The 14,837-nt window shown below is 60.2% G+C and carries 18 protein-coding genes; 10 read left to right on the top strand and 8 right to left on the bottom strand.

Going from position 1 to position 14,837, the window contains the following annotated elements; genetic code table 11:
* Nucleotides 1–59: 59 nt before the first annotated feature.
* Nucleotides 60–1,016, bottom strand: a complete 957-nt coding sequence (gene speB, locus ACSQ3E_RS14690; RefSeq protein ID WP_436123249.1) for an agmatinase — start codon at nt 1,014–1,016, stop codon at nt 60–62.
* Between the two features lie 189 nt (nt 1,017–1,205).
* Here speB and ACSQ3E_RS14685 point away from each other — a divergent pair, with 189 nt between their 5' ends.
* Both ACSQ3E_RS14685 and ACSQ3E_RS14680 read left to right on the top strand, forming a co-directional pair.
* Entirely contained in the window at nt 1,206–2,273 is a 1,068-nt protein-coding gene (locus ACSQ3E_RS14685; RefSeq protein ID WP_436123248.1) for a glycerophosphodiester phosphodiesterase family protein, read from the top strand.
* A gap of 227 nt (nt 2,274–2,500) precedes the next feature.
* On the top strand, nt 2,501–3,580 hold the full coding sequence (locus tag ACSQ3E_RS14680; protein WP_436123247.1) for a GTP pyrophosphokinase: 1,080 nt from the start codon (nt 2,501–2,503) through the stop codon (nt 3,578–3,580).
* Nucleotides 3,581–3,661: 81 nt separating this feature from the next.
* Here the strand turns inward: ACSQ3E_RS14680 and ACSQ3E_RS14675 are convergent, their stop codons facing one another.
* The 4 genes from ACSQ3E_RS14675 to ACSQ3E_RS14660 all read right to left on the bottom strand — a co-directional run bounded on the left by ACSQ3E_RS14675 (nt 3,662) and on the right by ACSQ3E_RS14660 (nt 5,588).
* Nucleotides 3,662–3,871, bottom strand: a complete 210-nt coding sequence (locus tag ACSQ3E_RS14675; protein ID WP_436123246.1) for a hypothetical protein — start codon at nt 3,869–3,871, stop codon at nt 3,662–3,664.
* A gap of 125 nt (nt 3,872–3,996) precedes the next feature.
* A complete protein-coding gene (gene rpsI, locus ACSQ3E_RS14670) occupies nt 3,997–4,473 on the bottom strand; it encodes a 30S ribosomal protein S9 (protein ID WP_067962883.1) in 477 nt (158 codons plus the stop codon).
* A 2-nt stretch (nt 4,474–4,475) separates the two neighbouring features.
* Nucleotides 4,476–4,940 carry a 50S ribosomal protein L13 gene (rplM, locus tag ACSQ3E_RS14665; RefSeq protein ID WP_184768877.1) on the bottom strand — a complete coding sequence of 155 codons (465 nt, stop codon included), beginning with the start codon at nt 4,938–4,940 and terminating at the stop codon, nt 4,476–4,478.
* A gap of 219 nt (nt 4,941–5,159) precedes the next feature.
* The gene (locus tag ACSQ3E_RS14660; RefSeq protein ID WP_436123245.1) at nt 5,160–5,588 is read right to left on the bottom strand and encodes a winged helix-turn-helix transcriptional regulator; all 429 of its coding nucleotides are present in this window, start codon (nt 5,586–5,588) and stop codon (nt 5,160–5,162) included.
* A gap of 155 nt (nt 5,589–5,743) precedes the next feature.
* On the opposite strand from ACSQ3E_RS14660, the gene ACSQ3E_RS14655 reads away from it, so the two are divergent.
* Nucleotides 5,744–6,589 (top strand): NmrA family NAD(P)-binding protein, encoded by an 846-nt coding sequence (locus ACSQ3E_RS14655; RefSeq protein WP_436123244.1) that lies wholly within the window; start codon nt 5,744–5,746, stop codon nt 6,587–6,589.
* 34 nt (nt 6,590–6,623) lie between these two features.
* Here ACSQ3E_RS14655 and ACSQ3E_RS14650 read toward each other — a convergent pair whose 3' ends face one another.
* Nucleotides 6,624–7,070: a PaaI family thioesterase gene (locus tag ACSQ3E_RS14650; RefSeq protein WP_436123243.1), complete on the bottom strand. Its 447-nt coding sequence runs from the start codon at nt 7,068–7,070 to the stop codon at nt 6,624–6,626.
* 179 nt (nt 7,071–7,249) lie between these two features.
* Between ACSQ3E_RS14650 and ACSQ3E_RS14645 the strand changes: the two genes are divergently transcribed.
* From ACSQ3E_RS14645 to ACSQ3E_RS14625, 5 genes are all read left to right on the top strand, one after another.
* The gene (locus ACSQ3E_RS14645) at nt 7,250–8,071 is read left to right on the top strand and encodes an enoyl-CoA hydratase (protein ID WP_436123242.1); all 822 of its coding nucleotides are present in this window, start codon (nt 7,250–7,252) and stop codon (nt 8,069–8,071) included.
* 2 nt (nt 8,072–8,073) lie between these two features.
* Nucleotides 8,074–8,496: a VOC family protein gene (locus ACSQ3E_RS14640; protein ID WP_310326809.1), complete on the top strand. Its 423-nt coding sequence runs from the start codon at nt 8,074–8,076 to the stop codon at nt 8,494–8,496.
* 63 nt (nt 8,497–8,559) lie between these two features.
* Nucleotides 8,560–9,081 (top strand): CoA-binding protein, encoded by a 522-nt coding sequence (locus tag ACSQ3E_RS14635; protein ID WP_436123241.1) that lies wholly within the window; start codon nt 8,560–8,562, stop codon nt 9,079–9,081.
* Nucleotides 9,082–9,226: 145 nt separating this feature from the next.
* On the top strand, nt 9,227–10,510 hold the full coding sequence (locus ACSQ3E_RS14630) for an O-acetylhomoserine aminocarboxypropyltransferase (RefSeq protein ID WP_310326813.1): 1,284 nt from the start codon (nt 9,227–9,229) through the stop codon (nt 10,508–10,510).
* Between the two features lie 68 nt (nt 10,511–10,578).
* Complete coding sequence (locus tag ACSQ3E_RS14625) at nt 10,579–10,923, top strand: cupin domain-containing protein (protein ID WP_436123240.1); 345 nt, start codon at nt 10,579–10,581, stop codon at nt 10,921–10,923.
* 3 nt (nt 10,924–10,926) lie between these two features.
* Here ACSQ3E_RS14625 and ACSQ3E_RS14620 read toward each other — a convergent pair whose 3' ends face one another.
* A complete protein-coding gene (locus ACSQ3E_RS14620; protein ID WP_436123239.1) occupies nt 10,927–11,574 on the bottom strand; it encodes a CatB-related O-acetyltransferase in 648 nt (215 codons plus the stop codon).
* 32 nt (nt 11,575–11,606) lie between these two features.
* Nucleotides 11,607–12,209, bottom strand: a complete 603-nt coding sequence (locus ACSQ3E_RS14615; RefSeq protein WP_436123238.1) for a class I SAM-dependent methyltransferase — start codon at nt 12,207–12,209, stop codon at nt 11,607–11,609.
* Between the two features lie 264 nt (nt 12,210–12,473).
* Here ACSQ3E_RS14615 and ACSQ3E_RS14610 point away from each other — a divergent pair, with 264 nt between their 5' ends.
* Together ACSQ3E_RS14610 and clpX are read left to right on the top strand one after the other, a co-directional pair.
* On the top strand, nt 12,474–13,106 hold the full coding sequence (locus ACSQ3E_RS14610) for an ATP-dependent Clp protease proteolytic subunit (protein WP_310326823.1): 633 nt from the start codon (nt 12,474–12,476) through the stop codon (nt 13,104–13,106).
* Nucleotides 13,107–13,406: 300 nt separating this feature from the next.
* Nucleotides 13,407–14,681, top strand: coding sequence for an ATP-dependent Clp protease ATP-binding subunit ClpX (gene clpX / locus ACSQ3E_RS14605; protein WP_115733862.1), 1,275 nt, complete (start codon nt 13,407–13,409; stop codon nt 14,679–14,681).
* Nucleotides 14,682–14,837: the final 156 nt, after the last annotated feature.

The raw sequence follows: 14,837 nt of genomic DNA, 5'->3' as shown, positions 1-14,837 counted from the left end.
TATTTCAGTCAGTTATGGCCAAATTCGGACTCAGGTCCGCAAGCCCTTGATTCAGTGCCTCAGGCCTTGTCGCGCGCCTTCTTCTCGGCCAGCAGGCCGAGATAATACATGGCGACCGTCGAGCCAGCGATTGCCGTAATATCGGCATGGTCATAGGCCGGTGCAACCTCGACGACGTCGGCGCCGACGATGTCGATCTGGGTCATCTGGCGCAGCACCGACAGGATCTTGGCCGAGGACGGGCCTCCTGCCACCGGCGTGCCTGTTCCAGGCGCATAGGCCGGGTCGAGGCAGTCGATGTCGAAGGTGACGTAGGTCTTCTTGCCGCCGGTGCGTTCGGCGATCGCATAGGCGATGTCGGCGGCGCGCATCTCCTCGACCTCGTGGCCGTAGAGTATCTTGATGCCGCAATCGTCGGGCGCATGCGTGCGGATGCCGATCTGGATCGAGCGGTCGGGATCGATGATGCCGTCCTTGACAGCTCGCGCCACGAACGAGCCGTGGTCGATGCGCTTGCCGTCGTCGGGCCAGGTGTCCTGGTGGGCGTCGAACTGCACCAGCGCCATCGGCCCGTGGATCGCCGCATGCGCTTTGAGCACCGGCCAGGTGACGAAATGGTCGCCGCCAAGCGTCAGCAAGAAGGCGCCCGATTTCAGAATCTTCGCCGCCTCGCGTTCGATCGTCGCCGGTGTCTTCTGGTGGTTGCCGCTGTCGAGCAGACAGTCGCCATAGTCGATGACCGAGAGGTCGTCGAACAGGTCGCGGTTGAACGGGTATTGCGGATCACAGTCGAAGATCGCTGAGGCGCGGCGGATGGCCTGCGGGCCGAAGCGCGCGCCTGGCCGGTTGGTGACAGCGGCGTCGAAGGGGATGCCCCAGACGACCGCGTCGGCACCGGCGACGTTCTTCGAATATTTGCGGCGCATGAAGGACAATGCCCCTGCATAGGTCGGATCACCCGAGCGCCCCTTGGGGGTGCGTGCGGTAAAGGCGTGATCGATCGACGAAGAGGGCATGGGCAGTCTCCTTATTCAGTCTTTCGGAATTTCGAGGCGCAAGAACTACAGAAGCCTGAACCAACATGCCAGCCCCATGGCGAATTGCGTGTGACAGCTGCATTCATCGCCCTGTCATCGACCTTTCACGCCCATGTCATCGCCGCCTTCTAGGTCGTTCCAGGCATATCAAGCCATGGAGCGATTCCCATGCGGGCAGTTCTGGCAGGTGCAGTCTCGGTCTTGCTGACCCTCGGCCTGGCGACATCAGGCCATGCCGGTTCTCGTTCCGAAGAAATCCTCGCGCGCTTCGAAAACGCCAATCAGTGGCGCGACCATGTGATGGTCGTGGCGCACAGGGCAGGCGGCCTGCAGGACGGCAAGCGGCGCTTTGCCGAAAACTCCATCGCCGCCCTGCGCGATGCGATCTCGCTCGGTGCCGAGATGGCCGAGATCGACATCCGCCGCTCCGCCGACGGCGAACTGATCGTCATGCATGACAGTTGGCTCGACCGCACCACCGACTGCAAGGGCGAGGTCGTCACCCGTGCCATGGACGAACTCAGAAAATGCCATCTCGTCGTCGAAGGCACCGGCAATGTCACGGCTGAGTCTGTGCCGACGCTGCGGGAATATCTCGCGGTCGCCAAGGGCAAGATCCTGGTCAATCTCGATAACAAGCTCGACACCGCCGACCTCGTCGACATGGTTGCGCTGGCACGCGCCATGGAGATGGAGGAGCAGGTGGTGGTCAAGGCGAACCTGTGGAATGCAGATCGCGTCGCCACCGTGAAGGCGACGATGGCGCGGGTTGGGCAGGGCTTCCAGTTCATGCCGATCATGGCCGACGACGCCGTGCGGGACCCTGCCTTCGTCGAGGCGTCAGGCAAGGCCTTTGCCGCCAATGCCGTGGAGATGATCGCCTGGCGTGGCGATGCCGAAAAGATGACAGACACTGGCGGGCCGCTGTTTTCGTCCAAGGTCAAGGCAACGGCCGTTCGCGGCAACTGGCACATCTGGGTCGACACCCACGCCATCGTCAACAAGCCGGGCGGCTATCTCTCCGGCGGCCGCGGCGATGAGCTGGCGGTTGCGGCAGGCTTTCCCAACGAGGTGTTCGGCTTTTGGGCCGAACGCGGCGCGACGATGATTCAGACCGACGAACCAAGGGCTGCGATCAACTGGCTGGCCGCCAACGGCTATCGCGTGCCTTATGCCGAGCTCGACAAGTCAGTGGCCTCTGTCGCTGCGGGCACCTCTAAGGCGCCGGGCAACTGACTACGTGAGGCGGTAGCGTGATTCCACCTGCAGGCTGGTGGTTAGCGATTGTAGTATGATGTCGTCGAAGTCGGATAATTTGCAGCAGCTCGTGAAGTGACGCTCGGCGATCGATTGGTCAATTCGCGCAGTATTATAGTGCCTCGACCTGAGATTGACGCAAGAATTCCATTTCAATTTCGATCGAGCAATGTATTTTGCGCCGATGCTATCTAATGGGGCGCGTAGTGACGGAAAACCAGTTGAGTTTGGAAGAGCAGTTTGGAGAAGCTCGCTCTGTTTTTGAATCCTTTTCAGGAAACGTTGCAGGATTACTGCAGACCCTCTGCTTGGCAGAGGGAATAGAGTTTTTGCAGATCGAGAGCAGAACCAAGACCGCCGAGAGTTTTAAGGATAAGATAGGAAGGCCAGAAAAGAAAGGTAAATATAAATCAATTGGCGATATCACAGACATTTCTGGAATAAGAATAATATCATACTACCAGAAGGATGTCGATAGAATTTGTCGGATAATAGAGGAGAATTTTGACGTAGACAAGGAGAATTCTACAGACAAGAAGAGGGTTATGGATGCGGATAGATTTGGGTATCTGTCTGTCCATTATGTAGTTAAGCATAGTAAGTTGCGGAGCGGGCTTCCAGAAAACCGCCCGTTTTCAGGGATGGTGGCTGAAATACAGGTTAGAACAGTTCTGCAGCATGCGTGGGCGGTTCTTGATCGTCGATTGAGGTATAATAGTAAAAATGAGGTCCCTGAGGCTGTAAAGCGAAAGCTGTTTTTGGTAAGTGCAAAATTGGAAGACGCAGATGAGAATTTGTCCGAGATCGACAGTCGAGTATCTCTTCTTCGCGCGCAATACGCAGAGGAAATATCTCGAAAAGAGCTTGTGACCGAGATTAACCGTGATTCATTGGAAGTTTTTATTCAAAATAGCCCTTCTGTTGCGAAGATATGGGTTGCAGCGGAAAAGGCGGATATTGCATCAAGGATGAAGGTTAACTCTGATGACGGTGAACGTTCAATAGGTTATGCTATAAAGCTTTTCAAGGCGTTGGAAGTTAAAAGTATTCAGAATCTAGATAGGCTTATAAGTGATTCAGCCGTAGATATTGACCGAAAGCTTGGTGTTTTTTCTGAAGAAATAAAAAAGAATAACATAAGAATGAAGTATACAAAATACGGATTGATTAGGCTCGTACTTTGTCTTTCTGCAGATCAAAAAATTGCAAGATTGGTGGAAAAGAATAGTAGTTTTAGAGCTGAGACGATCGCTGCAATTCACCGTACGATACAAAGAATTCGATAGTATGAGCCGTTGCATTGGTCGTGGGCTTGCATTTTCAGCGCCATTTGACCGTAGAGGCGCCTTGGTATCGGTTGATGGAACCTACTTCGGCACTTGGTGACTTCTTTCACTGATGATTAGATTTCTTAGGAACTTTCCTTGTGTCGGCGCGCCAGGTTCCTGTGCCTTGTCATAGGCGCGCATCCAGCAGCTGTCGAACGAAGCTGCCCACTTGAGAAACTTGTTCGAAGCGGCCTCGGCCGGGCCAGAGAAAAAGGCCAAGGCGACTGCCGGTGCGAGCATGCGGACCATGGTGATCTCCACGGGGCGGTCTGGAACAGCGCTCGCAAGCATAAGCTAGGCACGGGGTAAGGCCATGTAGGAAACAAAAAGGCCGCCCGAAGGCGGCCTTTTCCAAAATCCGGACTGCGAAACGCTTAGCGCTTCGAGAACTGGAACGAACGGCGGGCCTTGGCCTTACCGTACTTCTTACGCTCGACGACACGGCTGTCGCGGGTCAGGAAGCCGCCCTTCTTGAGCACGCCGCGCAGCGTCGGCTCGTAGTAGGTCAGCGCCTTGGAGACGCCATGACGAACAGCACCGGCCTGGCCCGAGAGACCGCCGCCAACGACGGTGGCGATGACATCGTACTGGCCGACGCGAGCAGCCGCGACGATTGGCTGGTTCAGGATCATCTGCAGCACGGGGCGCGCGAAGTAAGTCGCGAATTCCTTGCCGTTGACGATGATCTTGCCGGTGCCCGGCTTGATCCAGACGCGAGCAATGGCGTTCTTGCGCTTGCCGGTGGCATAGGCGCGGCCGCTCTTGTCGAGCTTCTGGACGTGGACCGGAGCTGCCGGCTGTGCGGCTGCAGCGACGGTGCCGAGTTCTGCGAGCGAGCTGAGATCAGCCATGATTACGAGGCCTTCTTGTTCTTGACGTTCAGCGCGCCGACGTCGAGCGTCACTGGCTGCTGCGCGACATGCGGATGTTCGGCGCCTGCATAGACGCGGAGATTCTTCATCTGGCGACGGCCGAGCGGACCACGCGGGATCATGCGCTCAACGGCCTTCTCCAGGACGCGCTCGGGGAAACGGCCCTCGAGCAGCTGGCGCGCGGTGCGCTCCTTGATGCCGCCTGGGTGGCCGGTGTGCCAGTAGTACACCTTGTCGGTGAACTTCTTGCCGGTGAAGGCGACCTTGTCGGCGTTGATGATGATGACATTGTCACCGTCGTCGACGTGAGGCGTGAAGGTCGGCTTGTTCTTGCCGCGGAGGATGTTGGCGACGATGGAGGCGAGACGGCCGACGACGAGACCTTCGGCGTCGATCAGCACCCACTTCTTCACCACGTCCGCAGGCTTCTGCGAAAAGGTTGTCATGGTCATATGCTTTCGGTTCGGACCTTCAAATGAAGGCGTTTCTTGTTGCTTTCATTGGCGAAAAACCGGAGCTCGCCGCCAATAACAAAACGGCGGCCATTGCGGGCCGCTGCTTTGGATGGGCTTATAGGCGAGGGCCGATGACGCGTCAAGCGTGTGGGGCTGGCAGCTGTGGCGAAAAGATAAGTGAAAACAATGGCATGTATGTGTGGTATTATTTTACCGCACGCCTGCGGCCGGGATGAGGCCGCGTTTTGCACCTCCAGCCATGGTTGCATCTGACTCGGCGCCGGCTTCAGCGTCGAAGCGCTCCTGCGCAGCCAGCACGGCCTCGACGTTGGTTTCAGCCCATTCGGCAATGATCGAGACCTTGTTGGAAAGCGTCTGGCCGAGCGGCGTGATCGAATATTCCACCGTCACGGGCACGGTCGCAAACACCTCGCGCGTTATCAGCCCGTCGCGGCCGAGCCGCTTTAGCGTCTGCGACAGCACCTTGGTCGAAATGCCCTCGACGTCGCGGCGCAACTGGTTGAAGCGCACCGGCCCGTCGGAAATCTTCCACAGCACCAGCGACGTCCATTTGTCGGCGATGTGGTCGAGCAGCATCCTGGTCGGGCAATTCTTGGCGTAGACGTCATAGACGGGCATCGCGGCATCCCTGAAGGGTGATTTCCTGGAGGTAAGCTGGTGGCATTGAAGGCCACCTCATAACCGGGAGGTGCCTTCTTTTTACCCATGTAGCGTTTCGCTATCAAGCAGCCATTGGGAACTCACTTTCCAAAAGAAAGCGCATGGAGCTTGATATGCCTGAAGGAAAAATCCTTGTTTTGGCCGCCACCGGCAATGTTGGCGCACCGCTGGTCACCGAACTGTTGCGCCGGGGAGAGATGGTCAAGGCCGCCACGCGTGGTACTGCGTCGCCCGCAACCGGTGCCGAAGCCGTACGACTCGACCTTGCCGATCCGCGGAACTTGACTGCCGCGCTGGACGGCGTGGACCGCATCTTCGCCTTGTCGCCGACCGGCTACCTCGATCCCGTCGGCCTGCTCGGGCCCGTGGTCGAGGCGGCGGCAGCGCGCGACATCAAGATCGTGCTGCAGACGGCGCTTGGCGTTGACGCCAACGATGCCATCCCGCTCCGACAGCTCGAGCTTAAGCTGCAGGGCTCGGCAGCGCCGCATGTCATCCTACGTCCCAACTGGTTCAGCGACAACTTTGCCACCTACTGGGCGAACGATGTCAGGCGTGGCGAAATCCGCGTGCCGGCAGGCGAGGGTAGGTCGAGCTTCGTCGATGCCCGCGATGTCGCCGCTGCTGCTGCCGGTGCGCTGACCAGCCACCAGCACGACGGCAAGGCCTTCGCGCTGACCGGCCCGGTGGCTTATGGCTATGCCGAAGCGGCGAAGCTGTTGTCTGCGACCCTGGGGCGGCCTGTCGGCTATACGCCCATCGACGATCGCACGTTTGTTGCGGAAGTGGTCGCGGCCGGGCTGACGCCTGGCTACGCCGAGCTCCTGGCGGCGATCTTCTATCCCGTCGCCGAGGGTTGGACCTCAGGCGTCACCGACGCCGTCGAAGTGCTGTCGGGCCATGCGCCGCGCTCGCTGGAACAGTCGATCGGCCACATCGCCGCGCGCCTCAAGGCCTGAACGAGACCAGTAAGCAAGCGTCCCGCCGGTGCGCTTAGCGCTTCGGCGGGATCGAATAGGTGCCGGTCGCGTGCGCCACTGTCTGCTGCTCGGGGCCAGCGACGATGTCGATGTCGAACACCATCAGGCTCTTGCCGAGTTTGAGGATGCGGCAGTGGCCGTCGATCGGGCCGGCTTCGGCCTTGCGCATGAAGTTGATGTTGAGGTTGGTCGTCACCGACAGCGCGTCGGGGCCGGCGTGGCTCAGCACGCAGACATATCCGCCAATGTCGGCGAGCGTGAACAGTGAGGGCCCCGAGACAGTGCCGCCGGGCCGAAGATGGCGTTCGTCGGCATTGAGGCGCACGGTGCAGCCGCCGGAGAAAACTTCGGTCACCCGGTAGAAATCATAATGCTCGTTGAGCTGGGGGTAGACTTGCGTCAGCAGGTCGTTGACCTCGGCTGCCGTCATCGTCGGCCTCAATCCATGCTGCTCGGGCATTAGCTCTTTCCATCGACTTTCCGGTAACGCGCCTAGGCCCCATTTTTCGGCGGAACGCGTGAACCTTTGGTGGTGCTGCAATCACATAGTTGGGAACCAAGTTTGTGTGCAAACGTATATGGCTGAGGCTCGACTTTGGCGATTCGTCTTCGCCGCGCTGAATTCACTTTGGGGATAACATGGCAGAAATCGTCGCCATCAAGCGTAGCACACCGGAAGGTCCGGTTTGGGCCAGCCTGGACAAGGGCGTGCTGCGCCTCGTGCTCTCCAATCCGCCGGCAAATGCGCTCTCGATCGCGACGATGGCAGCCCTCCAGGCCCAGTTGGACGGCGCCCAGGATGACAAGGCAGTCCGCGCCATCGTCATTGCCGCCCAAGGCAACGTGTTCTGCGCTGGCCACGACCTCAAGGAACTGACGGCGCGCCGGAGCGATGCCGATCGCGGCCGCGCCTTTTTCGAACTTACAATGTCGCGCTGTTCGGCGCTGATGCAGAGCATCGTGCGCCACCCCAAGCCTGTCATCGCCGAGGTCGATGGCCTCGCCACCGCGGCTGGCCTGCAGCTCGTCGCCAGTTGCGACCTGGCCATTGCCTCCGACCAGTCCACCTTCTGCACGCCCGGCGTCAACATCGGCCTGTTCTGCTCGACGCCGATGGTTGCCCTGTCGCGCAATGTCTCGCGCAAGCAGGCGATGGAGATGCTTCTGACCGGCGAGACCATCGATGCCACGACGGCGCGCGACTTCGGCTTGATCAACCGCGTCGTGCCGCGCGAGTACCTGAATCACATTGTCGGAAAATACACGCAAGCCATTGTTTCAAAATCACCTCTAACGCTGAAGACCGGCAAGGAGGCATTCTACGCCCAGGCCGAGATGAGCCTCGCCGAGGCCTATGATCATGCAGCGAGGGTGATGGTCGACAACATGCTGGCAAAGGATGCCGAGGAGGGTATTGGCGCCTTTATCGAAAAGCGCCAGGCCGAGTGGACGGGAGAATAGGTTTGGAACAACGCCTTTCGCTTGTAACCCTTGGAGTGGACGACCTCGGCCGTGCCGTGCGCTTCTACGAAGCGATGGGGCTCACGCGAAACCAGTCGATCACCGAGGGCGTCGCCTTCTTCCAGATGGGAGGGATCGTGCTCGGTCTTTGGGGGCGCGAGCAACTGGCATCGGACGCCGGGGTTCCCAACGGTAAGGGCGGTTTCTCGGGCGTGTCGATTGCCTACAACACTCGCTCCGAAGCGGAGGTTGACGAGATCCTGGCGACAGCCGAGAAAGCCGGTGGCCGCATCGTCAAGCCGGCGCAACGCGCTTTCTGGGGCGGCTGGTACGGCTATTTCGCCGACACTGAAGGCCACCTGTGGGAGGTTGCCCACAATCCCGATTTCCCCATCGCCGAGGATGGCAGCATCTCGCTGCCGTAAGGGGCGATACGTTTGCACGGCCTGCCGAAAGCCGGTATCGAGGAGCCGTCGAACGAGGCGGCCATGAACCACGACAGCTACGACAATACCTACATCGCGGGCATCCTGAATTCGGTGAAGACGATCGCCGTCGTCGGCGCTTCCGCCAATGACGTCAGGCCGAGCTATTTCGTCACAAAATACCTGATCGACAAAGGCTACGAGGTCTTTCCCGTCAATCCGGGACATGCTGGCAAGGATATCCTCGGCCGCATGACCTATGCCAGCCTCGCCGACATCCCAGCGCCAATCGACATGGTCGACGTTTTCCGCGCGTCGGCTGCCGTGCCTGGCATCGTCGACGAGGTGCTCCGGCTCGATCCTCTGCCCAAGGTCACCTGGATGCAGCTGACCGTTCGCCATGACGAAGCCGCCGCGCGCGCCGAGGCTGCCGGCATCAAGATCGTCATGAACCGTTGCCCCAAGATCGAATATGCGCGGCTTGCGGGTGAAATCGGCTGGAACGGCGTCAATTCCGGCGTGCTCTCCTCGAAGCGCCCGGTGATGCGCGAGGGCTTCCAGAGCTTCGGCATCCGCGCAAAATAATCCGGTTTTCGCGTCACCTCCTGACCAGCAGCGCAAATTATGTCTGTCAGCTACGGCGGAAGTGGAATTTTCGTCTTTGCTTTCCGCCACGGCCTTGGCCAAAGATGCCAGCTGATTTGACGAACCTATTCTTTGGAGGAAAAAGATGTCCCAGCGCGCCCCTGGTTTCAACACGCTTGCTGTCCACGCCGGCGCAAAGCCAGATCCGGCAACTGGCGCTCGCGCCACGCCGATCTACCAGACGACGTCATACGTGTTTGACGATGCCGACCATGCCGCGTCGCTGTTCGGGCTCAAGGCTTTCGGCAACATCTACACCCGCATCATGAACCCGACCCAGGCCGTGCTCGAGGAGCGCATCGCAGCGCTTGAAGGCGGAACCGCAGCGCTGGCCACCGCCTCCGGCCATGCCGCACAACTGCTGGTGTTCCACAATCTGATGCGCCCGGGCGATAATTTCGTCGCCGCGACCCGCCTCTATGGCGGCTCGATCAACCAGTTCGGCCATGCCTTCAAGAATTTCGGCTGGGAAGCGCGCTGGGCCGACACCAACGACATTGCGAGCTTCGACAAGCAGATCGACTCCAAGACCAAGGCGATCTTCATCGAGAGCCTGGCCAATCCGGGCGGTACCTTCGTTGACATCGAGAAGATCGCCGACATCGCGCGCAAGCATGGCCTGCCGCTGATCGTCGACAACACGCTGGCGAGCCCGTACCTCATTCGCCCGATCGAGCACGGCGCCGACATCGTCGTCCATTCGCTGACCAAGTTCATCGGCGGCCACGGCAATTCGATCGGCGGCGTCATCGTCGATGGCGGCACCTTCGACTGGTCGAAGTCGGGCAAGTACCCGATGCTGTCGGAGCCGCGGCCTGAATATGGCGGCGTCGTGCTGCACGAGACCTTCGGCAATTTCGCCTTCGCCATTGCCGCGCGCGTGCTCGGCCTGCGCGATCTCGGGCCGGCGATTTCGCCGTTCAACTCGTTCCTGATCCTGACCGGCCTCGAAACCTTGCCGCTGCGCATGCAGCGCCACTGCGACAATGCGCTGACGGTTGCCGGCTGGCTTTCCGACCACCCCAAGGTCGAATGGGTGGCCTATCCCGGCCTCAAGAGCGACAAGAACCATGCGCTAATGAAGAAGTACTCGCCCAATGGGGCGGGTGCCGTCTTCACCTTCGGCCTCAAGGGCGGCTACGAGTCAGGCGTCAAGTTCGTCGAGGGCCTGGAGCTGTTCTCGCACCTCGCCAACATCGGCGACACCAAGTCTCTGGTCATCCACCCGGCTTCGACCACCCACCGCCAGCTCTCCGACGAGCAGAAGATCGCGGCGGGCGCCGGGCCTGACGTCGTCCGCCTTTCGGTTGGCATCGAGGATGTCAGCGACATCATCGCCGACCTCGAGCAGGCGCTGGCCAAGGCCTGATCGGCCGTGCAAGAGTTGGCCCCGGCAGATCGCACTGCCGGGGCCTTTTGCTGTTTGGGAGTTCGATCTTGCCGAGATTTCTTACCATCGACGTCAATGGCATCGAGCCGGAAGCAGGTGCGCCGGCCAGCGACCGCCTGATTTCGGGCGACCCGAAATTCACCACCTGGAACGCCGAGGAGGCCGATGGCGGCCTTTATGCCGGCATCTGGCAATCGACGCCGGGTAAATGGCGCATCGAATATGACGAATGGGAGTTCTGCCACATCCTGTCGGGTGTCTCTGTCATCGCGGAGGAGGGCGGCGAGGCCCGCACGGTGCGTTCGGGCGACAGCTTCGTCCTCAGGCCCGGCTTCAAGGGGAGCTGGGAAGTGCTTGAAACGACTCGCAAGGAATATGTGATCCGGCTCTGAGCGTCAGCTTTTTCCAGCGTCGAATTTTTCCGATGCCGAGGCCAGCGCGTCGATCTCGTTCGCGCACAGCAGCGGTTTCAGCGCCTCGAACTTCTCCGCGGGCCATTCGTAGACCTTGAGCGCCAGCAATTTATCGACAACGGCTTGCGGAAAACGCGTCTTGATCGGCACGGCCGGATTTCCGGCAACGACGGTGTAGGGTGCCACGTTCTTGGTGACGATGGCGCCAGAGGCAATGATGGCGCCTTCGCCGATGGTCACGCCGGGCATGATCATGGCGCGCATGCCGATCCAGGCGCCATCGCCGATGATCGTGTCGCCCTTGCCGGCATAGGCATCCAGAATGACCTCCGGGAACGGATAGAGACTGAACCAGTCGGTGCGATGCGTGTGGTTGCCGCCGAGCAGGATCACCGCCTCGGCGCCGATGCAGACATAGTCGCCGATATGGAGCTGATCGATCGGCCAGGCGGGCTGCCATGCCTTGAGGCTGTACTCGTCGCCATAGAGGTAGCGCACCACGCTGTCCTCGAACGACCCCGACCACGCATCGCTGTAGTAGCTGTGCGTGCCGCGAACATGGATGTTCGGGTTCCTGACCGTCTCGTGCAGGAGCTCTACCCTGGACCAGTGCTTGGTATCGTTTGTCATAGACGTAAAATCCTCAGAACCACCCCTGCCGCTCAGGCCTTGGTGGCGAATACATAAAGCCAGTCCGTCGGCAGGCCGTCATAGCCACTGCCTCTGTCGCTGGTGATTTCGATCTGCCCCCTCCAGCCACGGACGCCGTACGCGCCTGCCAACCATTCGGGGGAAGGGTAGTTGTAGTACCTTCCGAAGCGGTCGCGCCCTTCGGCCTCGCCAGCCTTGAAGCTCGCATAGAACACGCCTCCGGGGACCAACGCCCGCTGAACACGAGCGATGATTGCCGGAAGATGTTCGCGCGGCACATGCAGCAGGCAGGCATTGGCCCACACGCCATCATAGGCTTCAGTTTCTTTGATGTCTTCAAACAGAAGGACCTTGACGGCTCGGCCAAGACGTTTTGCGGCCGCTGCCGCGATTGCTTCGGTACCGTCTGACGGCGTGACGTCGAAGCCTTCGGCCAGCATCGCTTCGCTGTCCTGTCCAGCGCCGCAGCCGAGTTCGAGTACGCGGCCACCCGCCGGCAACCGCGTCATGAACGTATGGAGATGGCGCTTGCTCGCCGGCACGCCCCTCGTCGTGTAGGCTTCCGCCTCGTTCGAGTAGAACTTGATTGTCTCGCTGTCTTTGGCTTCCGACACGATCGCTCCGATATCAGTTTTGGGCGAAATGGGCTGTAGAGACCGCCGGGCGACATCTGATTGGGTCCACTACCGCAGCCGGTGCTAAAATTTCCAGTGCCAGGCATTGAACCAGCTGTTGCAGCGAAAGTTAGCGATAGCTGAAATCATGCGTGTTCACCGGCCTTGCGCAATGGTGAGGCGGCATCCTATTTACAGGGCAAAGCCTCTGAACCGATTCTGCCCGTCCGGCGCCGGAATCCCCTCACGATAAAGGGATAGTCGATGAAGAACCCCGTCGAAACATACATGAACCTCGTTCCGATGGTGGTCGAGCAGACCAACCGTGGCGAGCGCGCCTACGATATCTTCTCGCGCCTGCTCAAGGAGCGCATCATCTTCATTACCGGTCCGGTCGAAGACGGCATGGCGACGCTGGTCTGCGCCCAGCTGCTGTTCCTCGAAGCCGAGAACCCGAAGAAAGAGATCAACCTCTACATCAACTCGCCAGGCGGCGTGGTGACCTCGGGCATGGCGATCTATGACACCATGCAGTTCATCAAGCCGGCGGTTTCGACGCTGTGCATCGGCCAGGCCGCCTCGATGGGCTCGCTGCTGCTCTGCGCCGGCCACAAGGACATGCGTTTCGCAACGCCGAACGCCCGCATCATGGTGCACCAGCCTTCGGGCGGTTTCTCCGGCCAGGCCTCCGACATCGAGCGCCACGCCCAGGACATCGTCAAGCTCAAGCGTCGCCTCAACGAGGTCTACGTCAAGCACACCGGCAAGGACTACGACACCATTGAACGGACGCTTGATCGCGACCATTTCATGACCGCCGACGAAGCACGCGACTTCGGTTTGATCGACAAGGTCATCGAAAGCCGCGACGTCGCTGAGGGTACCACGGCTTCGTGATTGGACGCTTCGACCTGCCTGCAGGGCCACATCTCGCATTTTTGAGGTGCCCTGCGGCATTTCGGACACATTTTGCTGTTCCCTCCGTGGAAGCGTCGGCCTACGTTAAGGCGGCGTTGAGCTTCGACGGCTTAGCGTTGTTCAAGGGTGCCGCGACTCGTTGCAGCGACTTCTGGAATGTGAGTGTACGGAGCTCGTTGCGGCGGCCATGGGATGGCGGTGGCGGCGTCCGTCGTTAGATTGCATATGCGCCCCGGAGCCAGACCTTCGGCCGGGCGGCAGTGAAAGGACTTGGACAAGATGAGCAAGGTCAGCAACGGCGGCGGCGACTCCAAGAACACGCTCTATTGCTCGTTCTGCGGCAAGAGCCAGCATGAGGTACGCAAACTCATCGCCGGCCCGACCGTCTTCATCTGCGACGAGTGCGTCGAACTGTGCATGGACATCATCCGCGAGGAGAACAAGACCTCGATGGTGAAGTCGCGCGAGGGCGTGCCGACTCCGCAGGAAATCCTCAAGGTTCTGGACGACTACGTCATTGGTCAGCCTTACGCCAAGCGCGTGCTGTCGGTGGCCGTCCACAATCACTACAAGCGCCTGGCGCATGCCTCGAAGAGCAATGACGTCGAGTTGGCGAAGTCCAACATCCTGCTGATCGGCCCGACCGGCTGCGGCAAGACGCTGCTCGCCCAGACGCTTGCCCGCATCATCGACGTGCCGTTCACCATGGCGGATGCAACGACGCTGACCGAAGCCGGTTATGTCGGCGAGGACGTCGAGAACATCATCCTCAAGCTGCTGCAGTCGGCCGACTACAACGTCGAACGCGCCCAGCGCGGCATCGTCTATATCGACGAAATCGACAAGATCAGCCGTAAGTCGGACAATCCTTCGATCACCCGCGACGTTAGCGGCGAGGGCGTCCAGCAGGCACTGCTGAAGATCATGGAAGGCACTGTCGCTTCCGTGCCGCCCCAGGGTGGCCGCAAGCACCCGCAGCAGGAATTCCTGCAGGTTGACACTGCCAACATCCTGTTCATCTGCGGCGGCGCCTTTGCCGGCCTCGACAAGATCATCTCGGATCGCGGCCGCAAGACCTCGATCGGCTTTGGCGCCACTGTCGCTTCGCCGGAAGATCGGCGCAGCGGTGAAGTGTTCCGCCTCGTCGAGCCGGAAGATCTGCTGAAGTTCGGTCTCATCCCCGAGTTCGTCGGCCGTCTGCCTGTGCTGGCGACGCTCGAGGACCTCGATGAGCCGGCGCTGATCCAAATCCTGACCGAGCCGAAGAACGCGCTGGTCAAGCAGTACCAGCGCCTGTTCGAGATGGAGAATGTCGACCTGACGTTCCACGAGAACGCACTCTCGGCGATCGCCAAGCGCGCCATCGAGCGCAAGACCGGCGCCCGCGGCCTGCGTTCGATCATGGAAGCGATCCTGCTCGACACGATGTTCGAGCTTCCGGCGCTGGAAGGCGTCCAGGAAGTGGTGATCTCGGAAGAGGTGGTGACCGGCAGCGCAAGGCCGCTCTACATCTACTCCGAGCAGAAGGAAAAGAAGGGCAACGTCAGCGCCTGAGGCCTGGCAGTTTCCCTTGGAACCGCTCCAGCGAACGGCGCCCCAGCGGCGCCGTTGGCATTTTGGAGCCTCGTCGGCGAAGGCCAGCAAACGCTAGCGTGATTGGCCTTGATGTTTACCCGGCGAAGCTCCAACTAACGAAGAAGAGGCGATGGG

It is taken from the genome of Aminobacter sp. LjRoot7, assembly GCF_964252895.1.
Classification (GTDB): Bacteria; Pseudomonadota; Alphaproteobacteria; order Rhizobiales; family Rhizobiaceae; genus Aminobacter; species Aminobacter aminovorans_B.
This window is presented reverse-complemented; position numbering and strand designations above follow the sequence as displayed.